Origin of the sequence: Rhizobium sp. N122 (assembly GCF_002211295.1) — a bacterium.
In the GTDB taxonomy this organism is placed as follows: Bacteria; Pseudomonadota; Alphaproteobacteria; order Rhizobiales; family Rhizobiaceae; genus Rhizobium.
The window spans coordinates 185,247-207,298 of record NZ_LOKU01000002.1 but is presented as its reverse complement, the minus strand read 5'-3'; the positions used below and the strand labels follow the sequence as shown (position 1 = coordinate 207,298).

The following is a 22,052-nucleotide window of genomic DNA, read 5'->3' as shown; positions in this document are numbered from 1 at the left end:
GGGAGCCATGGTGTGGTCGTCAAACCGTTTTCAAGCAGTCAAACTGCACCGGCGGGCGCCGGTGCAGTTCCTCTTGGTCCTTGGAGGTCAGTGTCAGGTGCCGGTGTCCTCGCCGACATCGGAGGCATGAGAATTGCCGCCGATGACGCTGGAGTCGACCGTGTTGCTGAGCAGGTTCGCACCCTGAACGAGTTCGAGGTGGAAGCCGGAATTGGCAAGGATTGCCGAAGCATCCGCCGTGCTCGTGCCGGTGGCGTCGTCGCCGGCCTTGAGGTCCCAGCCCCTGCCGTCCATATCCATGCCTTCTGCGCTATCGGCGGTGCCGGCATTGGCATTCAAATGGTTCTGGGCGCCTTCGTTCTCCATCTTGATGTTCCAGGCGCTGTCCTGGTCGGCCAGATGGTTGGCCTGGACGGCGCTGAAGCCGCTGTCGTTGCCCGCACCGCTCAGCGAATTGTTGAGGATGCTGTCGACGTCGAGCGTGAAGGAGAAGTCGTCGCCGAGATTGAAGGTGAGGTCGTGGCCGGCAACACCGAGGTTGTCGAAGTCCTTGACGTCATCAATGACGGCGAAATCGGTGTCGGTCTTGTTGAAGCTGTCAGCGGTATTGTTGCTGTCGGAGATCGTCTTGGTGTCCGTATCCGTGATGGTCTTGATATCCGTGTCGGTCACGGTCTTCGTATCGGTGTCCGTGATCGTCTTGGTGTCGTTGTCGCTGTACGACTTGCTGTCATAGCTCCAGTCGTAATCGGTTTTGGTGTCGGTGATCGTCGTGGTCTTGGTGCTGGTGTCGTCGTCGGACTTGTAGCTCCAGTCGTATTCGTTGTCGCGGTTGTTGCCGTTATTGGCAGAGACATCGATGTCGGCCTTTACGTCGACGTCGACGCTGTTGTCGGTATTGTCGCGATTGTCGCCATTGGCGACGCCGACATAACCGGTCGAGCCGTCGTCGACTTCAGTGGAATTGATAGCGCTGTTGGCAAAACCGTCGGCAAGCGCACCGACCTTCGTAATCTCGGTTTCGTCGCCCGATGATTTCGGGTCGTGTTTATAGGCGTCGGACATCAAACTTTCTCCAGAAAAAAACCGGAGCAGCTTTTCGAAATCCCTCTCATCTCAAATGGGATCTTGCTCGCGCTCGCTCCGATGCGGTTAACATCGGCAGATGTATTCGGTACCAGTCATCTGCAGCTTTTCGCGATTTGTTGATCAAACCGTTGGTATTGGGAATGTACGCACTCAGTACTCGGCCGCACATATCCGGATCCGCATCCTGACGAGGATAAGGAGTATCCAGGCGTTACTGTTATTGAGTTGCCACAAATGGATGCTATGTATCAAATACACACGCCGATACATGGATCGTCCATGCCGCCACTTGGACAGCGAGCACAGATTGCTGGAAAAAATACGGAGCCGATAGATATCAATTCGGGCTAAGACAGATTTGCCGTCCGGCTAGCCTCTGTCGGTGAAACGTCGCGACGTCTTGCTTGGGGAGGCGCCGGGTCGCGGGTATCCGGGATTACGGCGCATTCACGGTGGGGTTGAGGGCAGGGCTTTCGACGATCGCCTGTCTCAGATCGAACACTTCATGGAGGCAGCAAATATAACAATCTGTACTGAAATATTACGTCAAGCTCTGATCTATAGTGAGAGCAAATATAACCTCGAAGTATCCATGACAGTAAAAATGCAACCAAGGCTTAGTATCTTATGGCTTTTTGCCCGCTAAAACTAATCACTTTGGGCCATTTCCTTCCTTCTCAATCCGTATTAACATAATTAAGAAATGTCTAAAAAATAAAGCGGTGACATCAGGGGTCGGCATTTCTTACTATCGAATACCCGCCATCGCTCCACGTTTGAGTAAAGTGTAACGCTAGGGGAGGCGTATATGTTCATGACAAGCTCAGGAATGGAGAATACAGACCAGAGCAGGAAGTTAGGTTCATCGGGAAATACTATATTAGTGGTCGCCAATGCGGATCTGTTTTCGGAGTGCATGGTAGAGGCGCTGGCCAAGAAATTTCCGAACTGCGATGTCGCAAGCATAATGAGCACGAAGCCGATGCTGGAAAAAGATACCGGCGATCTGAAACTCGTTTTATTCTATCATATACCTGCGCCGGAGCTGCATGAAGCGCTGCAGGCTGCCCGCGAAAACCACCCGGAAACCTCTGTCGGACTTGTCGTCGAAGCGATCGACATGCTCGAACCCTATGTCAGCCGCCTGGTGGAGGCAAGGATCATCGACGGCGTCCTGCCGCTCAACCTGCGGCTCGATGTCTTCATGGCTGCGGTGGATCTGCTGATGAAGGGCGGCGAACATTTTCCGTCAGCCCTGCTCAATCGTCTCACCAACAAGAATACCCAGCTCGAGCCGTCGCTCTACCAGACAAAATCGGTCGATGCGGCGCGCACCAATGCGCTGAAGCTCAGACGCGACAGTATCTCTTCTTTGACCACCCGCGAGGTTCAGATCCTGGATCTCATATGCAAGGGAACGCAAAACAAGATCATCGCCGACAAGCTGCATCTTTCCGAAAACACCGTGAAGGTTCACGTCCGCAACATCTATAAGAAGATGAACGTCCGAAACCGCACGGAAGCCGCATCCCGTTTCTTCAACGAGCATCCTGCAAGCGAGGACGACATGTCCGGCCGGTGGCGCAACTGATTTACCCCGCCACGCGTCTATTGTGATGCGCACAAGACGCGCGTCGCGCGTCGAATTGCTGCCTCAGATCGACGGACGTGCGAAGCAGCGCGACTTCTGTCCGAAGCCGCTGGGAGAGCAGATATAAGGCGCTGAGCCGTGATAGGCGACGCGAACCGTTGACGCAGCCGGGCGTTCAGGCCGATGTGCCGGATAGGCATAGGCTTTGGACACGCGCGGCGCCTCGACCACGACGACGTTCTTTTTCGCGACGACGGCGATGTCGTCGTTGACGACCGTACAGGCCGTCGTTCCGATCGCAAGAAGCGTCGCTCCCCCGGCAAGCATCGCAAAATGAAATAAACGCCAGCCTTTCGGCGCCGCTGCAGCTTGTTTTTTCGACATGGCAAAAACCCCTCGCATATGGCGCTTCCGGATGCAAGACCGGTCGTGCAGTTCAACGCGGCCAACCTTCCCCATTACTTGTAGATCAGATTCATTGAGCGAAGCTTGAGCAATATCAGGACACGCGTTCTGAGGGAAAAATGAAAGAAAATGATTAATCATTCGTTAAAACGAAGAATAGATGCGTAATTATTTTGGATACTCAGAGTTTTTTGAAGTTGACCTTAATTGCAATCGTCTTATCATTTTAATAGTAATTCGGTTATCTGAAGAATAACTCAAAAGTTATTCATGACTGTGTGGTCAGCACCAAGAATACCCAGTCAGGTAAAGAAGGCGTGCAGTGCATAACTAAAACAAAAGACTAAATACCTGGGAAGGAGTTTGTAATGCGTAGTTTCGTTCCCAACGAAGGTTATTCCGCAGTGACGGGCAAAGAACCGGGCACCGCTCTGGTGAATGGCGGGGCCGGTTTCCTCGGGTCGCATCTCTGCGAAAGGCTTCTGCAGCGCGGCCACCGAGTTGTCTGTCTCGATAATTTTTCGACCGGCCGCCGCGTGAATGTCGATCACCTCGCCTCGAACGCCCGTTTTCACATCGTCGAGCATGATGTTCGCCAGCCCTTCGATATTGACGCGTCGCTCATCTTCAACTTCGCCTCGCCCGCCTCTCCGCCTGACTATCAGCGGGATCCGGTGGGTACATTGCTCACCAATGTGCTCGGCGCCGTCAACACCTTGGATTGCGCCCGCAAGACCGGTGCGACCGTCGTTCAGTCGTCGACCTCGGAGGTCTATGGCGACCCGAACCAGAGCCCGCAGCACGAATCCTATTGCGGCAATGTCAACCCGATCGGACCGCGGGCCTGTTACGACGAAGGCAAACGCAGCGCCGAGACGCTGTTCTTCGATTATCACAGGACCTACGGCGTCGACATCAAAGTCGGCCGTATCTTCAACACCTATGGGCCGCGCATGCGTCTGGACGATGGCCGGGTGGTCTCCAATTTCATCGTGCAGGCGCTGCGCAATGCAGACCTGACGATCTATGGCGACGGTGAGCAGACCCGCTCTTTCTGCTATGTCGACGATCTCGTGGAAGGCTTCCTGCGGTTCTCGGCCGCCGGCAGCGCCTGCCACGGTCCGATCAACCTCGGCAACCCGACCGAAATCACGGTTCGCCGCCTGGCGGAAATCATCCGCGACCGGACCAATTCGCGCTCCCGCATCGTGCATCTGCCGGCGGTGACCGACGACCCCCGCCAGCGGCGGCCGGATATTTCCCGGGCCATGGCCGAGCTGGGCTGGCAGCCCTGCATCGGCCTCGAAACCGGCCTGGCGCGCACCGTTGATTATTTCGACGGCTTGCTTACTGGCGCAAAGAAGGCCGGCGCCGAGAAGGCGGAGGTCGTATGAGATGCCCCGCTACATTCTGGTTACCGGCGGCGCCGGTTTCATAGGCAGTCATATCTGCAAAACGCTGGCGCGTGCCGGCATGGTCCCGGTCACCTATGACAATCTGTCGACAGGGCATGCCGACAGTGTCCGCTGGGGGCCGCTCATCCGGGCCGACCTCGCCGATGCGGCGACGCTGCGCCGGACGCTCGCGGAGTTTTCGCCCGATTGCGTCATCCATTGCGGCGCCAATGCCTATGTCGGCGAATCCGTCGAGATGCCCAGGAAATATTACCGCAACAACGTCGTCGGCAGCCTGACGCTGCTGGAGGCCTGCCTCGACCAGGATATCGAACGGATCGTCTTCTCGAGCAGCTGCGCCACCTATGGCGTCCCCGCCTCCCTGCCGATACTGGAGGAAACGCCACAGCAACCGGTCAATCCCTACGGCCGCACCAAACTGATCTTCGAGATGGCGCTCGAAGATTTTGCCGCTGCCTACGGGATCCGCTTTGCCGCGCTGCGTTATTTCAATGCGGCCGGCGCCGATCCGGAGGGGGAGCTTGCCGAGCGCCACCAGCCCGAGACCCATCTCATCCCTCGCGCCCTTCTCGCTGCCGCCGGCAGGCTGGAGCGGCTCGATATCTTCGGCACCGATTATCCCACCGAAGATGGAACCTGTGTGCGCGACTATATTCATGTCAGCGATCTCGCACAGGCCCATCTTGCCGCCGTCAATCATCTGATGGCCGATGGCGGCTCGCTCAGCGTCAATCTCGGTTCCGGCCGGGGCACCTCGGTGCGCGAGATCCTCGAAGCCATCCATCGGGTGACCGGCCTTGAAGTTCCCGTCCGGTATCGCCCCCGTCGGGCCGGCGATCCGCCGATCCTCTTTGCCGACACGGCAAGAGCGGAGGCCGAACTCGGCTTCACGCCGGCGCTTTCGGATATCGATACGATCATCCGCACCGCAGGTCCCACTTTCGGGTTGAAGGTGAGCGCATGAGCATTGGTTCGGCAATCGACCACCGTGCCAGGACGGCGAAAGCCGCCGCCGCAGATACATTCGATCCAGTTTTTACCGGTTGGAAGCGCGCCGCCTACAGCCTCGGCATTCTCTGCTGGCTGACCGCACTCGGCTATTTCTGGATCTGGTGGTGCCAGTCGGCCCACATCATTTCCTGGACCGCCTTCGTGCTCATCACCCTCGTGCTGGGCTGGATCACCCTCGTCCCGGCCTATTTCATCCTGATCTTCCTCGACGCGCGGACGGTCAGCCCGCGCGCGCGGCTGCCGGAGGGGCGGGTGGCGATGGTGGTCACCAAAGCGCCGTCCGAGCCCTTTGCCGTCGTCCGCGCCACGCTGCAGGCGATGCTCGACCAGGTCGGCGTCGATTTCGATGTCTGGCTGGCCGACGAGGATCCGTCGGAGGAGACCAGGCGCTGGTGCGCCGAGCGCGGCGTGCTGGTCTCCACCCGCAAGGGGGTGGCGGATTATCATCGCGCGACCTGGCCACGCCGGACGCGCTGCAAGGAAGGCAACCTCGCCTATTTCTACGACCATTTCGGCTATGCGCGTTACGATTTCGTCGCCCAGTTCGATGCCGATCATGTGCCGACGCCGACCTATCTCCGCGAGGTCCTGCGCCCCTTCGCCGACCCCGGCATCGGCTATGTCTCGGCGCCTAGCATCTGCGATGCTAATGCGGCTGCGAGCTGGGCCGCGCGCGGCCGGCTCTATGCCGAGGCCAGCCTGCACGGTTCGCTGCAGACGGGTTACAACAATGGCTGGGCGCCGCTCTGCATCGGCTCGCATTATGCGGTTCGCACTTCGGCGCTGCGTGAGATCGGCGGACTCGGCCCCGAGCTTGCCGAAGACCATTCGACGACGCTGATGATGAATGCCGGCGGCTGGCGTGGCGTGCATGCCGTCGATGCGATCGCTCACGGCGACGGCCCGGCGAATTTTGCCGACCTCGTCGTCCAGGAATTCCAGTGGTCGCGCAGTCTCGTCACCATTCTGCTGCAACATTCCAGCCACTACATCGCCCATCTGCCGTGGCGGCTGAAATTTCAGTTCGTGTTTTCGCAACTGTGGTATCCGCTCTTTTCCGCTTTCATGGCAGTGATGTTCCTGCTGCCGGTTGCCGCCCTGCTGACGGGCCATGTCTTCGTCAACGTCACCTATCCGGATTTTCTGCTGCATTTTGTGCCGATCTCGGTCGTGCTGACGCTGTTTTCCGTTTTCTGGCGGGCGACGGGAACCTTCAGGCCGTATGATGCAAAACTGTTCGGCTGGGAGGGGCTGGCCTTCATCTTCCTGCGCTGGCCATGGTCGCTTGCCGGCAGCCTGGCGGCCGTGCGCGATCATATCTCCGGTTCCTTCGTCGATTTCCGCATCACGCCGAAGGGAAAGCAGCAGCAGCATTCCCTGCCGCTGCGCGTCGTCGCGCCCTATATCGTACTCGCCGGGCTTTGCGCCGTCGCCATGGCGCTCGCCAGCGAAGCCGCCGCCGCCCAGGGTTTCTATATTTTCGCCGCGATAAACCTCTCGATCTATCTGTCGGTGACGATGCTGATCGTCGTTCGCCATGCCATCGAGAACGGTCTGCCGCTGCTGCCGCAATCGCACGGGCTGCGGTTCGCGACCGCCATGGGGCTTGCCATTTGGCTTACCGGCGGCATGCAGCTGGGCAGCCATGGCCTGCGCAGCCTCGAAGCCCTTTCCCACGGCCAGCCATTCGTCAGCTTCACCGAAACGCAATTCGCCGTGGCCGGTGCCGGTCTCGGCGGCGGCAAAACCAGGATCACGAAATTCCGTCTCAAATGGAATGGGTTCGGCAACATGGGACGGGACCAACAGGGTGTCTGAGCCGGCGGAACCGGCACGTGCCGAACAGGAGGATGTAATGCGTATCGGATCGAAACTTTATGGAGCAGCCCTTGCCCTCGGCCTGTGCCTGCCGTTGGCGGCACATGGCGCCGAGGCAGCCGGCAAGAAGCCGGCGACGCCGACGCCGCTCAGCGCCTATGAGCTCTACCGCATCTATGGCGACAAGACCTGGGTCTGGAATACCGGCGGCGGCCGTTTCTCGGATGACGGCCGGCGGTTCGTCGCCTGGGTGAACGACAAGGGCAAGCAGTCCTTCGCCGAAGGCAAGTGGGTGGTCGACGATCTCGGCCAGCTCTGCATGCGCGCCACCTGGACGAATGCCGAAGGTGCGGCCCGCGCCAGCACCTGTTTCGGCCACCGCAAGATCGGCAGCACGATCTATCAGCGGCGCCAGCCGGACGGCAATTGGTACGTTTTCCGTCATGCGTCGGTGCGCGGGGATGACGAGTTTCTCAAGCTCGTTTCCATGGATTCGGTCAGCGACAAGGCGCGCGACCTGAAGCAGGTCCTGCTGAGCCAGGAAGTAGCCCGAAAGGAGGGTGAGCCGTGAAGAAGCTGATGAAAAAAAACCTCTCGACCGCAGCGATGGCACTGCTCCTGCTGTGTGTCGCGGATATGCCTGGCCGAAGCGAGATGCAATATGCCGGCATTGCCCCGAACCCGGCGGCAGGCGTCCAGACGATTATCGACAAACGCCCCGTCCTTCATGCCGACGGCATCAAGTTCGGCGCCTACGATCCGCATGGCGATTTCGGTGCACAAGCCAATGTGGCAACCGAAGCCCTGTTCCTGCCCTGGGAGGACGTCGATCTGGAGACGCTGCGCGTGGCCGATGCCTACGCGCAGGCCAGGGGCCGCAATCTGCTGATTACAGTGGAACCGTGGTCCTGGGACGTCGACTGGCGGCTGACCTCCGCCGAGCTTCGCCGGAAGGTCCTGCGCGGTGATTACGATGTCAACATGCGGGCGATCGCGCAAATGATATCCCAGCTGAAAAGCCCGGTAATCGTCCGCTGGGGCCAGGAGATGGAGGACAAGTCGGGGCGGTTCTCATGGTCCGGGTGGAATCCGCGCGATTATATCACCGCCTACAAGCGGATGATGGATATCGTCCGCCAGGAGGCGCCGGGCACTGAAATCATGTGGTCGCCGAAGGGCGAGCCGGGCTTGCAGGACTATTATCCCGGCGACGATTATGTTGATCTCGTCGGTCTCTCGGTCTTTGGCCTGGAACGCTACGATGAGCTTGCCTACGACAAGCACCGGACATTCTCCGAAGCGCTGAAGCAGGGTTACGATCTGGTCGCCGGCTACGGCAAGCCGATCTGGGTGGCGGAGCTCGGTTATGAAGGCGGCGACGCCTATGTCAGGCCCTGGATCGAAACCGCGACGCTGAAGCAGAGCGCTTTTCCGAATTTGCGGGAAGTCGTCTATTTCAACGATCGGGATGTGCATGCCTGGCCGTTCGATCTCGGCCGGCCGGACTGGCGCGTCGTCGAAAGCCTGGCCAACTGACGGCCCGGAAAGAGAGAGGCCCGCCGGGGTTTGCGGGCCTCTCCTCTCATGTCAGGCGATCGATCAACCTTTGAGCGTCGCCTTACCCTCTTCGATGAGCCGGGTCGCCGCATCGGCCGGCGAAACCCGTTCGAAGGCGAGTTCGTCGCAGATCGGGCGCAGGACGCGCTGGTCGAACTGGGTTGCACCCATCGGCACCGGCGGCGGATATTCGCCGACCTGATCCTTGAGAAGATTGACGTATTTGACCGTTTCCTGCTCCGTCGGGTTGAGCTGAGGCAGAATGGCTTCACGCACCGGCGACATCGGCACGCCGCGCTCAACGCCGAGGATCTTACCGGCCTCGATATCGTTGACGAAAAAGTCGATGAATTTCGCGGCCGCTTCGCCGTTCTTCGTCGTGGCGCCGAGGCTCCAGATCAGCGCAGGGCGGTAATAGTGGCCCGACGGTCCGCCCTTCTTTTCCCGCGGCAGCATGGTGATGCCGAGCTTGTTCTTGATGATCAGCTGATAGCCGACCATCTGGTTGGAATAAGCCATGCCGATCACCGATTTGCCGAGACCTAGGCAGTTGGTGTCGATGGTGTTCTGATCGAGCGTCTGGACGTCGGCAGCAACGGTGCCGCCGGCCTTGCGCAGCTTCTCCCAATAGTCGAACCATTCCGTGGCATCGTCGGCCGTGAAGCCGAGCCCGACGCTCTCCTTGGCGAAGAGGCTTTTGCCGCGCTGGCGCAGCCAGGCGTCGAACACATAGGCGTAGCGGGCTGCATAGGGTCCTCCGCTCTTGCCGGAGGATTTGGCGAGTTCGACGGCGAGCTTGGCATACTCATCCCAGGTGAGATCGGGCGTCGGCAGCGGAATGCCGGCCTTTTCGAATTCGACGGTGTCGAAGAACATCGAGAAGGAGTTGAGGCCGAGGCCGACACCATAGAGTTTGCCGTCGATGGTGGTCAGTTTCAGCATGTCGGCGCCGAAGGACTGGACCTTCAGCGTCGAGGGAAGGAATTCGTCGAGCGGCAGGCAGGCGCCGCGCTTGGAATAATCGGAGATCGTTCCCGGCTCGAGCTGGAAGACGTCGGCGATGGCGCGGCCGGCCATCTGGGTGGCGAGCTTCGTCCAGTAGCCGTCGCCCGAAAGCGATTCACCGACGATCGTGACGCCAGGCGTCTTTGATTGATAGAGCTTGGCGACGTCGAGCGTGCGCTTGGCACGGTCGTTCGAGCCCCACCACATGGCGCGCAGCGATACGCCTTCGGCAAAAGCCGGAACGGCGCTTCCGGCGCCAAAGGCGAGGCCGGCGGCTGCTCCGGCTGAACCCATCAGAAATGAACGGCGGTTGACCTGCATGATATCCTCCTTGCCCCAATATGCCCGCTGCCATCCTCCAACGGCGTTTGCAGACATGTCCTCACTGAGAGTACGCAAAAAAATAATTATTGCAAGAAATAACGAATATCTTGCAAATTTGCATAAATTGCATAAGCTTTGCCTATGAAGAACGAAAAAATCGGGAACGACGAGAAAATCAGACGGCCGCGTCAGGCCGATATCGCCACATTGGCCGGCGTCTCCGTCTCCACGGTGTCGCGGGTTCTTGCCAATGAACCCGGCATCAGCGAAACCGTGCGCCGCCAGATCTTGAAGGTGGCGGCCGAGCATGGTTATCCGGTCAAATCTGCGACTGAAGCCGTGGCCGGCGGGCTGGCGCTGATCGCCAGCGACGGCGTCACCGGCGGCCTCAGCGTCTTTTATGAAGCCATCGTCGAGGGGCTGCGCGCCGGCGCCGCCGAGGCAGGCATGCCCTTCGAAATCCGGATGGTCCGCGAGGATCGCACGACGCCGGACGCCGTGCGCGACTATATGCAGGCAGCAGGCGCCGAAGGGCTCTTTCTCGTCGGCATCGATCCGAACGAGACCCTGCGCGGCTGGCTGCGGGACACCATGACGCCCGCCGTTCTCGTCAACGGCACCGATCCCGGAATGCAATTCGACGGCGTTTCGCCGGCTAATTTCTTCGGCGCCTATCAGGCGACCAGCCGATTGATGAAGGCTGGCCATCGCCGCATCCTGCATATGAGCGGCTCGCATCGCCAGACGATCCGGGAGCGTATCCGCGGTTTCGAGGCGGCGATTGCCGCTGTTCCTGGCGCCGAAGGTCGTTTCGTATCCATGACGCTGCAGGGCAGTGCCAGCGGCGAGGCCCATGAACGCACGGCCGCGATCCTTGCTGAAAATGGTGGTTTCACCGCCGCCTTCTGCATGAATGATTTCATCGCCGTCGGCGTGCTGGAGGCCGTCACCGAGGCCGGGCTGCGGGTGCCGCAGGATTTCGCCATCGTCGGCTTCGATGATCTGCCCTGCGCGCTGATGACCAATCCGCCGCTTTCCACCATGCGCGTCGACCGCGCCGCCCTCGGGCGCGAGGCCATCTCACTGATGCTGTCTCGTTTCCGCAACAGGACGGCGCCGGCGCGCCACATCTGTCAGGCAGTCGTTCCCGTTCCGGGAGGGACGGTTGCGAGTGCTGAAACCCGTGGGTGATGCCGATGACCTATGATCCCGCCAGCGCCAACCCGCTCGCCGGCAATCCGATCGAAACCCGAGCCGATTTGAGCCGGGCTCTGCTTGATTGCTTCGATCCGCTGCTTGCCTGTTTTTCGAAAGGCAATGCCCGCGTCAGGCTGAGCGGTGCCGCCGCCCATTTCGACCGGGCGGCGGGCGATCTCGAAGGTTTCGCCCGCCCGCTCTGGGGATTGGGGCCGCTCGGCGCCGGCAACGGTGATTTCGCCCATTGGCACCGTTTTGCCGAAGGCCTCGCAAACGGCACCGATCCCGCCCATCCGGAATATTGGGGAACGGTCAATGGCCGCGATCAGCGGATGGTCGAGCTTGCTGCTGTCGGCTTTGCCCTGGCGCTGGTCCCGGAAAAGATCTGGGAGCCGCTCGATGCGCGCGCCCGCGACAATGTCATCGCCTATCTCAAGCACGCCAGACAGTTCGACTATGCCGACAACAACTGGAAATTCTTCCGCATCTTCGTCGATATCGCCCTCGATCGTCTCGGCGCCGATTTCGATCGCAGCCTGACGCGGCAATATCTGGAGGAACTCGAAGGCTTCTATATCGGCGACGGCTGGTATCGCGACGGAAACGTGCGCCGCGTCGATCACTACATTCCCTTCGCCATGCATTTTTATGGGCTGATCTATGCGAAGCTCGTCGACGACGATTATGCCAAACGCTACCGCGAACGGGCGGTCCTTTTTGCCCGCGATTTCCGCCACTGGTTTGCCGCCGACGGCGCCACGATCCCCTTCGGACGCAGCCTGACCTATCGTTTCGCCTGCGCCGGCTTCTGGTCGGCGCTCGCTTTTGCCGATGTCGAGGCGCTGCCCTGGGGCGAGGTAAAGCATCTCTGCCTGCAGCATCTGCGCTGGTGGCGGGATAAGCCGATTGCCGATCGCGACGGCGTGCTGTCGATCGGTTTCGGCTATCCGAACCTGCTGATGTCGGAGAGCTACAATTCCGCCGGCTCGCCCTACTGGGCGTTGAAGGCCTTTCTGCCCCTTGCGATCGCCGAGGATCATCCGTTCTGGACGGCCGAGGAGAAGGCGCCGGAGCCGGCGCCCGCGGTCGTTCCCCAGCGCCATCCCGGCATGGTGATGATGCGGGCGGGCAGCGACGTCGTGGCCCTGTCCTCCGGCCAGGAAAATCTGCAGATGCGCTTCGGCACGGAAAAATACGCGAAATTCGCCTATTCCTCTCGCTACGGCTTCAGCGTCGAATCCGATGAACGCGGCTTTGCGCTTGCCGCTTTCGATTCGATGCTGGCCTTCAGCGATGACGGTTTGCACTACCGCGTGCGCGAAACGAATGAGGAAGCGAAGCTCGCCGGTGATGTGCTTTATGCGAAATGGTCACCTTTCCCCGATGCCAGCGTCGAAAGCTGGCTGGCGCCCGCGGCCCCCTGGCATATCCGTCTCCACCGGATCAGGGCGGCCCGGCCGCTGAGGGTCGCCGAAGGCGGCTTTGCCATCGCCCGCCGGGATTTCGAACTGGACACGCTGTCGGCGTCGGATGGCGCTGCCTATGCGATCGGCGAAGCCGATTTCACCGGCATTGTCGATCTCGGTTCGTCGGTCAAACGCGCCGGGCTCGCCCAGAAGGCGCAGCCCAACACCAATGTGATTGTCGCGAAAACCATCGTGCCGCAACTGCGCGGTCAGATTCCGGCCGGCGAAACCATCCTGGTGACGGCGGTGCTGGCACTCGGCGATCCCGCCGCCGTCGCATCCGCCTGGACAAAGCCGCCGAAGGCGCCCGATATTGCGGCGCTGGAGGCGCTGGTGCGGGAAAAGGGCATGACGGTCAGCGCCATCGAAGCGCCGGGTCAGATGCCATGAACCGTCCGGCAATCATCCTTGGCATGGAGCCGTCGCGCACGGAGCACGTCCTGCCCGATGCGATCCTGCGCCGGCTCGATACGATCGGCCGCCTGCTGGATCCCGAGCCGCTGCAGCATTTCGAGGATGAACGCGCCAGCCGCCTGCTTTCCGAAGCCGAAATCCTGGTTACCGGCTGGGGCGCACCCTATGTCGGGCCTGAGATCGCCTCTGCCGCGCCGCGGCTTCGTCTCATCGTCCATGCGGCGGGCACGATAAAGGGCATCATCGACGACGCCATCTTCGAAGCCGGCATAACAGTCAGCCATGCGGCCGAGGCCAATGCCGTGCCGGTCGCCGAATTCACGCTGGCGGCAATCATTTTCGCCGGCAAACGTGCCTTCCGCTTCCGCGATCGCTACATTGCCGACCGCAATCGCGATCGGACCTACCCCATGCAGCGCGAAGCGATCGGAAATTACGGCCGCACCCTCGGCATTGTCGGCGCCTCGCGCATCGGCCGGCGGGTAATCGAGCTTTTGAAACCCTTCCGCTTCGAGCTGCTGCTGTTCGACCCCATGCTCGATGCTGCCGAGGCCGCCGGGTTGGGCGCGGAGAAGGTCGATCTCGACGAATTGATGCGCCGCGCCGATATCGTTTCCCTGCACGCGCCGTCGCTGCCGGCGACCCAGCATATGATCGATGCGCGAAGGCTGTCGCTGCTGAAGAACGGCGCGACGCTCATCAACACCGCGCGCGGCATTCTCATCGATGAGGCGGCACTGCTTTTGGAGCTGAAGACCGGCCGCATCGACGCCGTCATCGACGTCACCGATCCGGAGATCCCGGAGCCGGGTTCTGCTTTCTACGATCTGCCGAACGTCTTTCTGACACCGCATATCGCCGGCGCCATCGGCCTGGAACGGGCGCGTCTTGGCGAAATGACGGCGGATGAGATCGAGCGTTTTGTGAGCGGCCGGCCGCTACTCTACCAGATCCGCCGGCAGGATCTCGAAAACATCGCCTGACGCGTCCAGCGCTTAGCGTCAGCGCGATGTCCTCAACGAATTGGGCGAGCCGTCATCGGCGAGCTCGGGCATCAGATCCGCGATTTCGACCACCTTGCCGGCGCGCGAACTCGTCAGCGCGGCGATGCCGCAGAGCACGGACATGGCGCCCGCCCGCGTGCCTGCGCGCTGGCCGAGCCGGTCTTCCATGTCGGGCTTGAAGATCATGTTGCGCATCCGGTCATCGCCGCCGTAATGGCCGCCGGTGAAATGCGGAACGACGATCCGCTCGACGGCTTCCTTACCATTCGGGAAATTGCGGATGAGCAGGATCGTGTCCTGCTTCGGCTCTTCCCAGGGCTGGGTCTCATACTGGCGAATTTCGATGCGTCCCTTGGTGCCGTTGAAGGCGAGGTGATGGCCTTCGATCGGCTGGAAGGTGTTCAATGAATAGGACACATGGACATTGTTGCGGTAGCGCAGGCTGACCACCATCGTATCAGGAATATCGATGTCCTCGCGGAAAACGCAGCCGTCGCGGAAATAGCCGTCGATCTTCGAAGGATCCTCGTAGAGCTGATCGAGGAAGGGATCCTTTTCGAGATCGAGATAATAATCGCATTCATGTGCGTGCGGACAGAGCTTGCAGCGCGGTCCGCGGAACGGGCCCTTGCGGCCGTAGTTCTGCAGATCGGCAAACGAGGCGACGGCGTCGGGATCGCTGTCGAGATACCAGTTCAGAAGATCGAAATGGTGGGTGGCCTTGTGAACGAACAGGCTGCCGGAATTTTCCGTATAGGCATGCCAGCGGCGGAAGTAGTCGGCGCCATGCTTGGTGTTCAAATACCAGTGGAAGTCGACGGAGGTCACCCGGCCGATCTCGCCGGCATTGAGCAGTTCCTTGATCTTGGCGGCCGTTGGCGCATAGCGATAGTTGAAGGAGACGTCGACCCGGCGGCCGGTGCGCTTTTCGGCGTCGAGAATCCGGCGAATTTTCTCGACCGACGTGGTCATCGGCTTTTCGGTGATGACGTCGATGCCGGATTCCAGCGCCCGCACGATGATATCGTCATGCGTCTGGTCGGGCGTGCAGACGATGACCAGATCCGGTTTCTGTTCGGCCAGCATGGAATCGATGTTTTCATAGAGCGGCGCGTTGCTGCCGATCATGTTGCGGGCGCGCTCGCCGCGCAGCGAATTCTTCTCGACGATGGCTGTGAGGTCGACATGTTCGCGCCAGCCGGCCAGCAAGTCCTTGCCCCACATGGTGGTGCCGCGGTTCCCGGTGCCGATCAGGGCAAAACGGCGTTTCTCCATCGATGATCCTCCTGCATGCGTGATGAAACGAATATTGAAACTTAGATCTGGCAGCAGCTCCGGAAGCGCTCGACGCAAGTGGCGATCACCTGGTCGGCCGGGCGTTTCCACCAGGTCTCGGCCGAAAAGATCTCCACCTCCTGCGCGCCGAAGAAGCCGGCCGCCTCGATCATCCGTCTTATGCCCTTGAGATCGATGACGCCATCGCCCATCATGCCGCGGTCGAGCAGCATGTCTTTGGTCGGCACCAGCCAGTCGCAGATGTGATGGGCAAAGATACGTTTCATCCGTCCGGCGCGGGCGATCTGGTTGGCAAGATCGGGATCCCACCAAACATGGTAAACGTCGATCGCAATGCCGACATCCTCGCCGAGCGGTTCGCACATGTCGAGCGCCTGGCCGAGCGTGTTCACGCAGGACCGGTCGGCGGCATACATCGGATGCAGCGGCTCGATCGCGAGCTTGACGCCTGATGCCTGCGCATGCGGCAGCACGGCGGCAATGCCGTCGAACACCATCTGGCGGGCCGCGACGATATCCCTGGAGGCGCCCGGCAAGCCGCCGACGACGAGCACCAGGCAATCGGCTGAGAATGCTGCCGCCTCGTCGATCGCCCGCCTGTTGTCGTCGAGGTTCTTCTGCCAGTCGGCATCGTTTGCGGCCGGAAAGAAGCCGCCGCGGCAAAGGCCGGTCAGCTTAATGCCGTTCGATTTGACGATGCGCACTGCCTCGTCGAGGCCGGCCTTGGCGACCTGGTCGCGCCAGGGCGCGATCGAGGTGATGCCGTGTTTCAGGCAGATATCGACGGCTTCGGCAAAGCCGCATTGCTCGCGGATCGTCGCCAGATTGATCGAAAGACCTTCGACCTGCATGTCATTCTCCTCCCATCGCCATGCCTGAGATCAGTGAACGCCGTGGACGGCCAGCACCTGTTTCATGCGCGCCGTTGCGAGTTCCGGATCGGCGAGCACCCGCGCCTTGTCGGCCAGGCGGAAGAGTTCAGCCAGATGCGTGAGCGAGCGCGTGCTCTGCTGGCCGCCGACCATGGTGAAATGGTCCTGCAGGCCGTTGAGATAGGCGAGGAAGACAACGCCGGTCTTGTAGAAGCGGGTCGGCGCCTTGAAGATGTGACGCGACAGCGGCACGGTCGGCTCGAGCAGATCGAAGAATTCATGGTTGCTCTTGCGGCCGAGCGCGTCGAGCGCAGCCGACGCTGCCGGCGCGATCGCATCGAAAATGCCGAGCAATGCGTCGGAATGGCCTTCTTCGTCGCCGGCGATCAGCTCGGCATAGTTGAAATCGTCGCCGGTATACATGCGCACGGCCTTCGGCAGCTGCCGGCGCATGGTCACTTCCTTCTCCTTGGAAAGCAGCGAGATCTTGATACCGTCAACCTTGGCGGAATTGGCTTCGATCACTTCAAGGCAGGTCTCCATCGCCTTCAGGTGGTCGCCATTGCCCCAATAACCTTCCAGCGCCGGGTCGAACATTTCGCCCAGCCAGTGGATGATGACGGGTTCCTTGACCTGGCGAAGGATGCGGTCGTAGACCCTTATATAATCGTCCGGTCCCTTGGCAGTGACGGCAAGCGCCCGGCTCGCCATCAGGATGATGCGGCCGCCGGCCGCCTCCACCGTTTCGATCTGCTCCTCATAGGCCTTGAGGATGGTGTCGATGGTCACGTCGGGTCCAGGCACCAGATGGTCGGTGCCGGCGCCGCAGGCGATCAGCGCATCCTTGCGCCCGGCCGCCTCGCCGAGCGCCCGGCGAATGAGGTCGCGCGCCTCCGGCCAGCCGAGGCCCATGCCGCGCTGCGCCGTGTCCATCGCTTCGGCGACACCGAGGCCGAGATCCCAAAGCCGGTGGCGGAAGGCGAGCGTCCGGTCCCAGTCGATCGCCGGCGTCAGCCAGGGGTCGTTGTCGGCAAGCGGATCGGCGACGACATGGGCGGCGGCAAAGGCGATGCGCGGGAAGTCCTTGGCCTCACGCTTCTTCAGTTCGATCGGCGTGCCGGTCAGCGTATAGGGAACGATCTTGCCGTCGAGGGGGAGATTGATCGTCGTCACGGCTCAGAACTCCAGTGCGGGAACGTCGAGCCAGCGGCGCTCGGCCCAGGATTTCAGGCCGAGCTCGGCCAGTTGCACGCCCTTGGCGCCGGCTTCCAACCCATAGGGCCAAGGCGCATCTTCGACGACATGGCGGATGAACATTTCCCACTGGGCCTTGAAGCCGTTGTCGAAGGCCTGCGTATCCGGAACCTCGTCCCAGGTCTTGTAGAAGTCGATCGTCTGCGGCTGGTCGGGGTTCCAGACCGGCTTCGGCGTGTTGACGCGGTGCTGGCTCCAGCATTTCGTCAGGCCGGCGACGGCCGAACCATGGGTGCCGTCGACCTGGAAGGTGACAAGATCGTCGCGGCGCACACGCACCGCCCAGGAGGAATTGACCTGCGCGATCACGCCGCCTTCGAGTTCGAAGGTCGCGTAGGCCGCATCGTCGGTATCGCAGTCATAGGGCTTGCCCTGCTCGTCGATGCGCTGCGGAATATGCGTGGTGCCGAGGCAGGAAACCGCCTTGACCTCGCCGAACAGATTGTCGAGCACATAGCGCCAGTGGCAGAGCATATCGAGGATAATGCCGCCGCCGTCGCCCTTGCGGTAGTTCCAGGAGGGGCGCTGGGCCGGCACGCCCCAGTCGCCTTCGAACACCCAGTAGCCGAATTCACCGCGCACCGAGAGGATCTTGCCGAAGAAGCCGGAATCCTTGAGCAGCGCCAGCTTGCGCAGGCCGGGCAGGAAGAGCTTGTCCTGCACGACGCCGTGCTTGAGGCCGGAGCGGCGCGCCTTGCGGGCAAGGTCGATCGCCACCTGCAGATCGTCGGAAATCGGCTTTTCGCAATAGACGTGCTTGCCGGCGTCGAGCGCTTTCGACAGCAGCTCGGCGCGCATCAGCGTCGTGCCGGCGTCGAAGAAAATCGTGTCGTCGGGATTGGCGAGAGCGGCATCGAGATCGGTCGACCAGCGCTGGATGTTATGCTTCTTCGCCAGCTCTTCCATCTTGGCGCCGTTGCGGCCGACGATGATCGGGTCGATCTCCAGTTTCTCGCCCGATTTCAGCGTGATGCCACCCTGGTCGCGGAAGGCGAGGATCGACCGCACCAGGTGCTGATTATAGCCCATGCGGCCGGTAACGCCGTGCAAGATGATCCCCAAGCGTGCCATTTTTTCCTCCCTGGAATCTTTTACGGCGGGAGCGGGCATTCGGCCCGGCCCTCCCAAGCCGGTAACTAAACAGTTACTTGATGGCAGAAGAGCGGCGAGGCTGTCAATAGTCAAATCCTGATTTCGGAATTCAGTGTTTGATCGAGGCGAGCGTCACATGGACGATATGTCTTTCCCAGGCATTGAGATGGTTCGGCTCGATCAGGTCTCGGCCGAAGATCGTCGAAAGCGTGTACTGGTTGGACAGATAGAAATAGCCGAGCGAGGCGATCGTCAGATAGACGTGCAGCGGATCGGCGGTCTCGACGAAGACGCCTTGCTTCTTTCCCCGCTCGAGCACATCAGAAAGCTCGCCGATCAGATGCGAATGCAATTCCTTGAGCCGAACGGACTGGCGCAGCCACCGGGCCCGATGCAGGTTTTCCGTGCCGAGCAGGCTGAGGAATTCCGGATGCTGGAGAAAATAACGCCAGGTGAAGAGTGCCAGTTCCCCGATGCCTTCCTCCGGGCTGCGGTCACCGATATGCAGCGCGCGTTCGGCGGTGCGGATACCGACATAGGCTTCTTCGAGCACGCGGAGATAGAGCTGCTCCTTGTCGCCGAAATAATGGTAGAGCATGCGCTTATTGGTGCCGGCGCGCTCGGCGATGGCGTCGACGCGGGCTCCGCCCATGCCGTTTTCGGCAAACTCCCGCGTGGCCGCCTCAAGGATCGCGGCGCGCGTCCGCTCCGGATCGCGCTGGGCCGTGCGTTCCTGAGAAGGACGCCGGGATTTTCTCTTCTCCCCGTTTTCGCCGCTGTCGTTCATCGTTCCCCTCCCTCTCGCATGTTGCGCTCATAAGCCTTCGGTGCGAAATTGTAAAAACCGAATTTAAAAGGGCGGCCGCCAAGAACCGACACCCGCTTGACACGCTTGCCGCTTTGCTCGTAGCTTGTAACCAATTAGTTATTTATGCAAGAGTAACTGGTTGGAAGCGTGTGGAGGCGCTTCCCTTTGGAGGAGGAAAAAATGAGCCTACGTGTAAGCAGACGTAATTTCGTTGCGGGAGGGGCCACGCTCCTTTCACTCTCGGCGCTGGGAACCAGCGCTTTTGCACAGGAACAGCGCTTGCGCCTCCTGTGGTGGGGCTCGCAGCCGCGCGCCGACCGCACCAACAAGGTGTCCCAGCTCTATCAGACGAAGAATGCCGGTACCTCGATCACCGGCGAATTCCTCGGTTGGGGCGATTACTGGCCGCGCCTTGCGACCCAGGTCGCCGGCCGCAATGCGCCTGACGTCATCCAGATGGACTACCGCTATATCGTTCAGTACGCGCGTCGCGGCGCGCTTGCGCCGCTTGAATCCTACATGCCGGCGAAGCTCAACCTCGACGATTTCGACAAGGCGCAGATCGATGGCGGCAGCGTCGACGGTCATCTGTATGGCGTCAGCCTCGGCGCGAATTCGGCCGCGACGGTTCTGAATACCACCGCCTTCAAGGAGGCCGGGGTCGATCTGCCGACGCAGGCGACCACCTGGGACGAGTTCGCCCGCATGGGCGCCGAGATCACCAAGGCCGGCAAGCGCAAGGGTATGTTCGGCCTCGCTGACGGCAGCGGCGGCGAACCTCTGTTCGAAAACTGGCTGCGTCAGCGCGGCAAGGCGCTCTATACCGCCGACGGCAAGATCGGCTTCGGCGTGGACGATGCATCGGAATGGTACGATATGTGGGCCAAGTTCCGTGAAGCCGGCGCCTGCGTTCCCGCCGATATCCAGGCTCTCGACAAGAACGATATCGAAACGAACACAGTGTCGCTCGGCAAATCTGCGGCCGGTTTTGCCCATTCCAATCAGTTCGTTGCCTATCAGGCCATGAACAAGGACAAGCTGGCGCTGACCAACTATATGCGTATCAAGGCGGATTCGAAGGGCGGCCACTATCGCAAGCCTTCGATGTTCTTCTCTGTTTCGGCCCAGTCGAAAGCGATCGACCTGGCCGTGGACTACATCAACTTCTTCGTCAAGAATCCCGAGGCAGTGCTGCTCCTGGATGTCGAGCGCGGCATTCCGGAATCGGCCGCCATGCGCGAGGTCGTCGCGGCGAAGCTCGATGAGAACGGTAAGGTCGCATTGGCCTATGTCAGCGGTCTCGGCGATCTCGCCGGCAAATTGCCGCCGCCGCCGCCGGCCGGCGCCGGTGAAGGCGAGCTGATGCTGCGAAACATCGCCGAACAGGTCGGTTTCGGACAGTTGTCTCCTGCCGACGGCGGCAAACAGCTGGTCACCGAAATCACGCAGATTCTCGCACGAGGCTGATCCCGTATGAGCAATGCGATGCGCACGCCCGCAGGGGCCATAAATGTGGAAAGATATCAGGGGGCCGTGGCCGAAGGACGCTTCCGGCGTCTCTGGAATGCCAATGCTCCCGGCTATCTCTTCCTCCTGCCATGGCTTATCGGCTTTTTCGGGCTGACGCTCGGGCCGGCCCTGATTTCGCTCTACCTCTCCTTCACCGACTTCGACATGCTGCAGTCGCCGCGGTGGGTGGGAATGGCGAATTACGTGCGCATCGCCACGGCGGATCCGAAATTCTCGGCCGCCATGCACGTCACCCTGACTTATGTTGTCTTCTCGGTGCCGTTCAAACTGACCTTCGCCTTGCTGGTCGCCATGGCGCTGAACCGCGGCCTGCGCGGACTGACCTTCTATCGCGCCATCTTCTACCTCCCTTCCTTGCTGGGCGGCAGCGTGGCGATCGCCGTGCTCTGGCGCCAGCTTTTCGCCAGCGATGGTCTCGTCAATGCCGCACTCTCGCAATTCGGCATCGAAGGTCCGAGCTGGATCTCGCATCCGAACTATTCGATCTATACGCTAGTGGCTCTGTCGGTCTGGCAGTTCGGCTCGCCGATGATTATTTTCCTCGCCGGCCTGCGCCAGATTCCCCAGGATATGTATGAGGCCGCAAGCCTCGACGGCGCCTCGAAATTCCGGCAATTCTACAAGATCACCCTGCCGCTTCTGACGCCGGTGATCTTCTTCAATGCCGTCGTCCAGACCATTGATGCCTTCAAGGCCTTCACACCCGCCTTCATCATCTCAGGCGGCACAGGCGGTCCGATCAACTCGACGCTGTTCTACACGCTCTACCTCTATCAGGAGGCCTTCGGCAACTTCCGCATGGGCTATGCCTCGGCGCTCGCCTGGATCCTGGTGCTGATCATCGCCGTTTTCACCGCTTTCTCCTTCCTGACCTCGCGTTATTGGGTGCATTACGATGACTGAG

19 protein-coding genes are annotated in these 22,052 nt (G+C 60.9%); 11 read left to right on the top strand and 8 right to left on the bottom strand.

All coding sequences use genetic code 11. The annotated features are described in order from the left end of the window. Positions 1-93: 93 nt before the first annotated feature. Complete coding sequence (locus tag ATY75_RS02820; RefSeq protein WP_088936389.1) at positions 94-1,065, bottom strand: fibrinogen-binding protein; 972 nt, start codon at positions 1,063-1,065, stop codon at positions 94-96. Between the two features lie 832 nt (positions 1,066-1,897). On the opposite strand from ATY75_RS02820, the gene ATY75_RS02815 reads away from it, so the two are divergent. Further along, positions 1,898-2,680, top strand: a complete 783-nt coding sequence (locus ATY75_RS02815; protein WP_088936388.1) for a response regulator transcription factor — start codon at positions 1,898-1,900, stop codon at positions 2,678-2,680. 63 nt (positions 2,681-2,743) lie between these two features. Here the strand turns inward: ATY75_RS02815 and ATY75_RS02810 are convergent, their stop codons facing one another. Next, the gene (locus ATY75_RS02810; RefSeq protein ID WP_088936387.1) at positions 2,744-3,064 is read right to left on the bottom strand and encodes a hypothetical protein; all 321 of its coding nucleotides are present in this window, start codon (positions 3,062-3,064) and stop codon (positions 2,744-2,746) included. A 389-nt stretch (positions 3,065-3,453) separates the two neighbouring features. Between ATY75_RS02810 and ATY75_RS02805 the strand changes: the two genes are divergently transcribed. Genes ATY75_RS02805 through ATY75_RS02785 form a run of 5 tightly spaced genes read left to right on the top strand, consistent with a single transcriptional unit; the run spans position 3,454 to position 8,865 of the window. Beyond that, the gene (locus tag ATY75_RS02805; RefSeq protein WP_088936386.1) at positions 3,454-4,479 is read left to right on the top strand and encodes a UDP-glucuronic acid decarboxylase family protein; all 1,026 of its coding nucleotides are present in this window, start codon (positions 3,454-3,456) and stop codon (positions 4,477-4,479) included. 1 nt (position 4,480) lies between these two features. Beyond that, the gene (galE, locus tag ATY75_RS02800) at positions 4,481-5,464 is read left to right on the top strand and encodes a UDP-glucose 4-epimerase GalE (protein ID WP_064835544.1); all 984 of its coding nucleotides are present in this window, start codon (positions 4,481-4,483) and stop codon (positions 5,462-5,464) included. After that, entirely contained in the window at positions 5,461-7,329 is a 1,869-nt protein-coding gene (locus ATY75_RS02795) for a glycosyltransferase family 2 protein (protein ID WP_088936385.1), read from the top strand. The genes galE and ATY75_RS02795 overlap by 4 nt, the downstream gene beginning before the upstream one ends. 37 nt (positions 7,330-7,366) lie before the next feature. Then, the gene (locus ATY75_RS02790; RefSeq protein ID WP_088936384.1) at positions 7,367-7,900 is read left to right on the top strand and encodes a DUF995 domain-containing protein; all 534 of its coding nucleotides are present in this window, start codon (positions 7,367-7,369) and stop codon (positions 7,898-7,900) included. Then, entirely contained in the window at positions 7,897-8,865 is a 969-nt protein-coding gene (locus ATY75_RS02785) for a glycosyl hydrolase (protein WP_088936383.1), read from the top strand. The genes ATY75_RS02790 and ATY75_RS02785 overlap by 4 nt, the downstream gene beginning before the upstream one ends. A gap of 63 nt (positions 8,866-8,928) precedes the next feature. On the opposite strand, the gene ATY75_RS02780 is transcribed toward ATY75_RS02785, so the two are convergent. Beyond that, on the bottom strand, positions 8,929-10,212 hold the full coding sequence (locus tag ATY75_RS02780) for an ABC transporter substrate-binding protein (protein ID WP_088936382.1): 1,284 nt from the start codon (positions 10,210-10,212) through the stop codon (positions 8,929-8,931). Between the two features lie 144 nt (positions 10,213-10,356). Between ATY75_RS02780 and ATY75_RS02775 the strand changes: the two genes are divergently transcribed. Genes ATY75_RS02775 through ATY75_RS02765 form a run of 3 tightly spaced genes read left to right on the top strand, consistent with a single transcriptional unit; the run spans position 10,357 to position 14,275 of the window. Further along, positions 10,357-11,406 (top strand): LacI family DNA-binding transcriptional regulator, encoded by a 1,050-nt coding sequence (locus tag ATY75_RS02775; protein ID WP_088936381.1) that lies wholly within the window; start codon positions 10,357-10,359, stop codon positions 11,404-11,406. Between the two features lie 5 nt (positions 11,407-11,411). Then, entirely contained in the window at positions 11,412-13,268 is a 1,857-nt protein-coding gene (locus ATY75_RS02770; protein ID WP_088936405.1) for a DUF2264 domain-containing protein, read from the top strand. Then, positions 13,265-14,275 (top strand): hydroxyacid dehydrogenase, encoded by a 1,011-nt coding sequence (locus tag ATY75_RS02765; RefSeq protein WP_088936380.1) that lies wholly within the window; start codon positions 13,265-13,267, stop codon positions 14,273-14,275. Before ATY75_RS02770 ends, ATY75_RS02765 begins: the two co-directional genes overlap by 4 nt. An 18-nt stretch (positions 14,276-14,293) precedes the next feature. On the opposite strand, the gene ATY75_RS02760 is transcribed toward ATY75_RS02765, so the two are convergent. The 5 genes from ATY75_RS02760 to ATY75_RS02740 form a co-directional block, all read right to left on the bottom strand. Continuing rightward, the gene (locus ATY75_RS02760; protein ID WP_088936379.1) at positions 14,294-15,571 is read right to left on the bottom strand and encodes a Gfo/Idh/MocA family oxidoreductase; all 1,278 of its coding nucleotides are present in this window, start codon (positions 15,569-15,571) and stop codon (positions 14,294-14,296) included. A gap of 41 nt (positions 15,572-15,612) precedes the next feature. Continuing rightward, complete coding sequence (locus tag ATY75_RS02755) at positions 15,613-16,443, bottom strand: sugar phosphate isomerase/epimerase family protein (protein WP_088936378.1); 831 nt, start codon at positions 16,441-16,443, stop codon at positions 15,613-15,615. 30 nt (positions 16,444-16,473) lie between these two features. After that, the gene (locus ATY75_RS02750; RefSeq protein ID WP_088936377.1) at positions 16,474-17,637 is read right to left on the bottom strand and encodes a dihydrodipicolinate synthase family protein; all 1,164 of its coding nucleotides are present in this window, start codon (positions 17,635-17,637) and stop codon (positions 16,474-16,476) included. 3 nt (positions 17,638-17,640) lie between these two features. After that, on the bottom strand, positions 17,641-18,789 hold the full coding sequence (locus tag ATY75_RS02745) for a Gfo/Idh/MocA family oxidoreductase (RefSeq protein ID WP_088936376.1): 1,149 nt from the start codon (positions 18,787-18,789) through the stop codon (positions 17,641-17,643). Between the two features lie 130 nt (positions 18,790-18,919). Beyond that, complete coding sequence (locus ATY75_RS02740; protein WP_088936375.1) at positions 18,920-19,597, bottom strand: TetR/AcrR family transcriptional regulator; 678 nt, start codon at positions 19,595-19,597, stop codon at positions 18,920-18,922. Positions 19,598-19,798: 201 nt separating this feature from the next. On the opposite strand from ATY75_RS02740, the gene ATY75_RS02735 reads away from it, so the two are divergent. Both ATY75_RS02735 and ATY75_RS02730 read left to right on the top strand, forming a co-directional pair. Further along, the gene (locus tag ATY75_RS02735) at positions 19,799-21,085 is read left to right on the top strand and encodes an ABC transporter substrate-binding protein (RefSeq protein WP_049731320.1); all 1,287 of its coding nucleotides are present in this window, start codon (positions 19,799-19,801) and stop codon (positions 21,083-21,085) included. A 6-nt stretch (positions 21,086-21,091) separates the two neighbouring features. Beyond that, a complete protein-coding gene (locus ATY75_RS02730) occupies positions 21,092-22,051 on the top strand; it encodes a sugar ABC transporter permease (protein ID WP_049731319.1) in 960 nt (319 codons plus the stop codon). The last annotated feature ends 1 nt before the right edge of the window (position 22,052 follow it).

Coding starts and splice junctions, on each gene's coding strand:
- ATY75_RS02820 (WP_088936389.1), bottom strand. CDS start 1,065: ATGTCCGACGCCTATAAACACGACCCGAAATCATCGGGCGACGAAACC.
- ATY75_RS02815 (WP_088936388.1), top strand. CDS start 1,898: ATGTTCATGACAAGCTCAGGAATGGAGAATACAGACCAGAGCAGGAAG.
- ATY75_RS02810 (WP_088936387.1), bottom strand. CDS start 3,064: ATGTCGAAAAAACAAGCTGCAGCGGCGCCGAAAGGCTGGCGTTTATTT.
- ATY75_RS02805 (WP_088936386.1), top strand. CDS start 3,454: ATGCGTAGTTTCGTTCCCAACGAAGGTTATTCCGCAGTGACGGGCAAA.
- galE (WP_064835544.1), top strand. CDS start 4,481: ATGCCCCGCTACATTCTGGTTACCGGCGGCGCCGGTTTCATAGGCAGT.
- ATY75_RS02795 (WP_088936385.1), top strand. CDS start 5,461: ATGAGCATTGGTTCGGCAATCGACCACCGTGCCAGGACGGCGAAAGCC.
- ATY75_RS02790 (WP_088936384.1), top strand. CDS start 7,367: ATGCGTATCGGATCGAAACTTTATGGAGCAGCCCTTGCCCTCGGCCTG.
- ATY75_RS02780 (WP_088936382.1), bottom strand. CDS start 10,212: ATGCAGGTCAACCGCCGTTCATTTCTGATGGGTTCAGCCGGAGCAGCC.
- ATY75_RS02775 (WP_088936381.1), top strand. CDS start 10,357: ATGAAGAACGAAAAAATCGGGAACGACGAGAAAATCAGACGGCCGCGT.
- ATY75_RS02770 (WP_088936405.1), top strand. CDS start 11,412: ATGACCTATGATCCCGCCAGCGCCAACCCGCTCGCCGGCAATCCGATC.
- ATY75_RS02765 (WP_088936380.1), top strand. CDS start 13,265: ATGAACCGTCCGGCAATCATCCTTGGCATGGAGCCGTCGCGCACGGAG.
- ATY75_RS02760 (WP_088936379.1), bottom strand. CDS start 15,571: ATGGAGAAACGCCGTTTTGCCCTGATCGGCACCGGGAACCGCGGCACC.
- ATY75_RS02755 (WP_088936378.1), bottom strand. CDS start 16,443: ATGCAGGTCGAAGGTCTTTCGATCAATCTGGCGACGATCCGCGAGCAA.
- ATY75_RS02745 (WP_088936376.1), bottom strand. CDS start 18,789: ATGGCACGCTTGGGGATCATCTTGCACGGCGTTACCGGCCGCATGGGC.
- ATY75_RS02740 (WP_088936375.1), bottom strand. CDS start 19,597: ATGAACGACAGCGGCGAAAACGGGGAGAAGAGAAAATCCCGGCGTCCT.
- ATY75_RS02735 (WP_049731320.1), top strand. CDS start 19,799: ATGAGCCTACGTGTAAGCAGACGTAATTTCGTTGCGGGAGGGGCCACG.
- ATY75_RS02730 (WP_049731319.1), top strand. CDS start 21,092: ATGAGCAATGCGATGCGCACGCCCGCAGGGGCCATAAATGTGGAAAGA.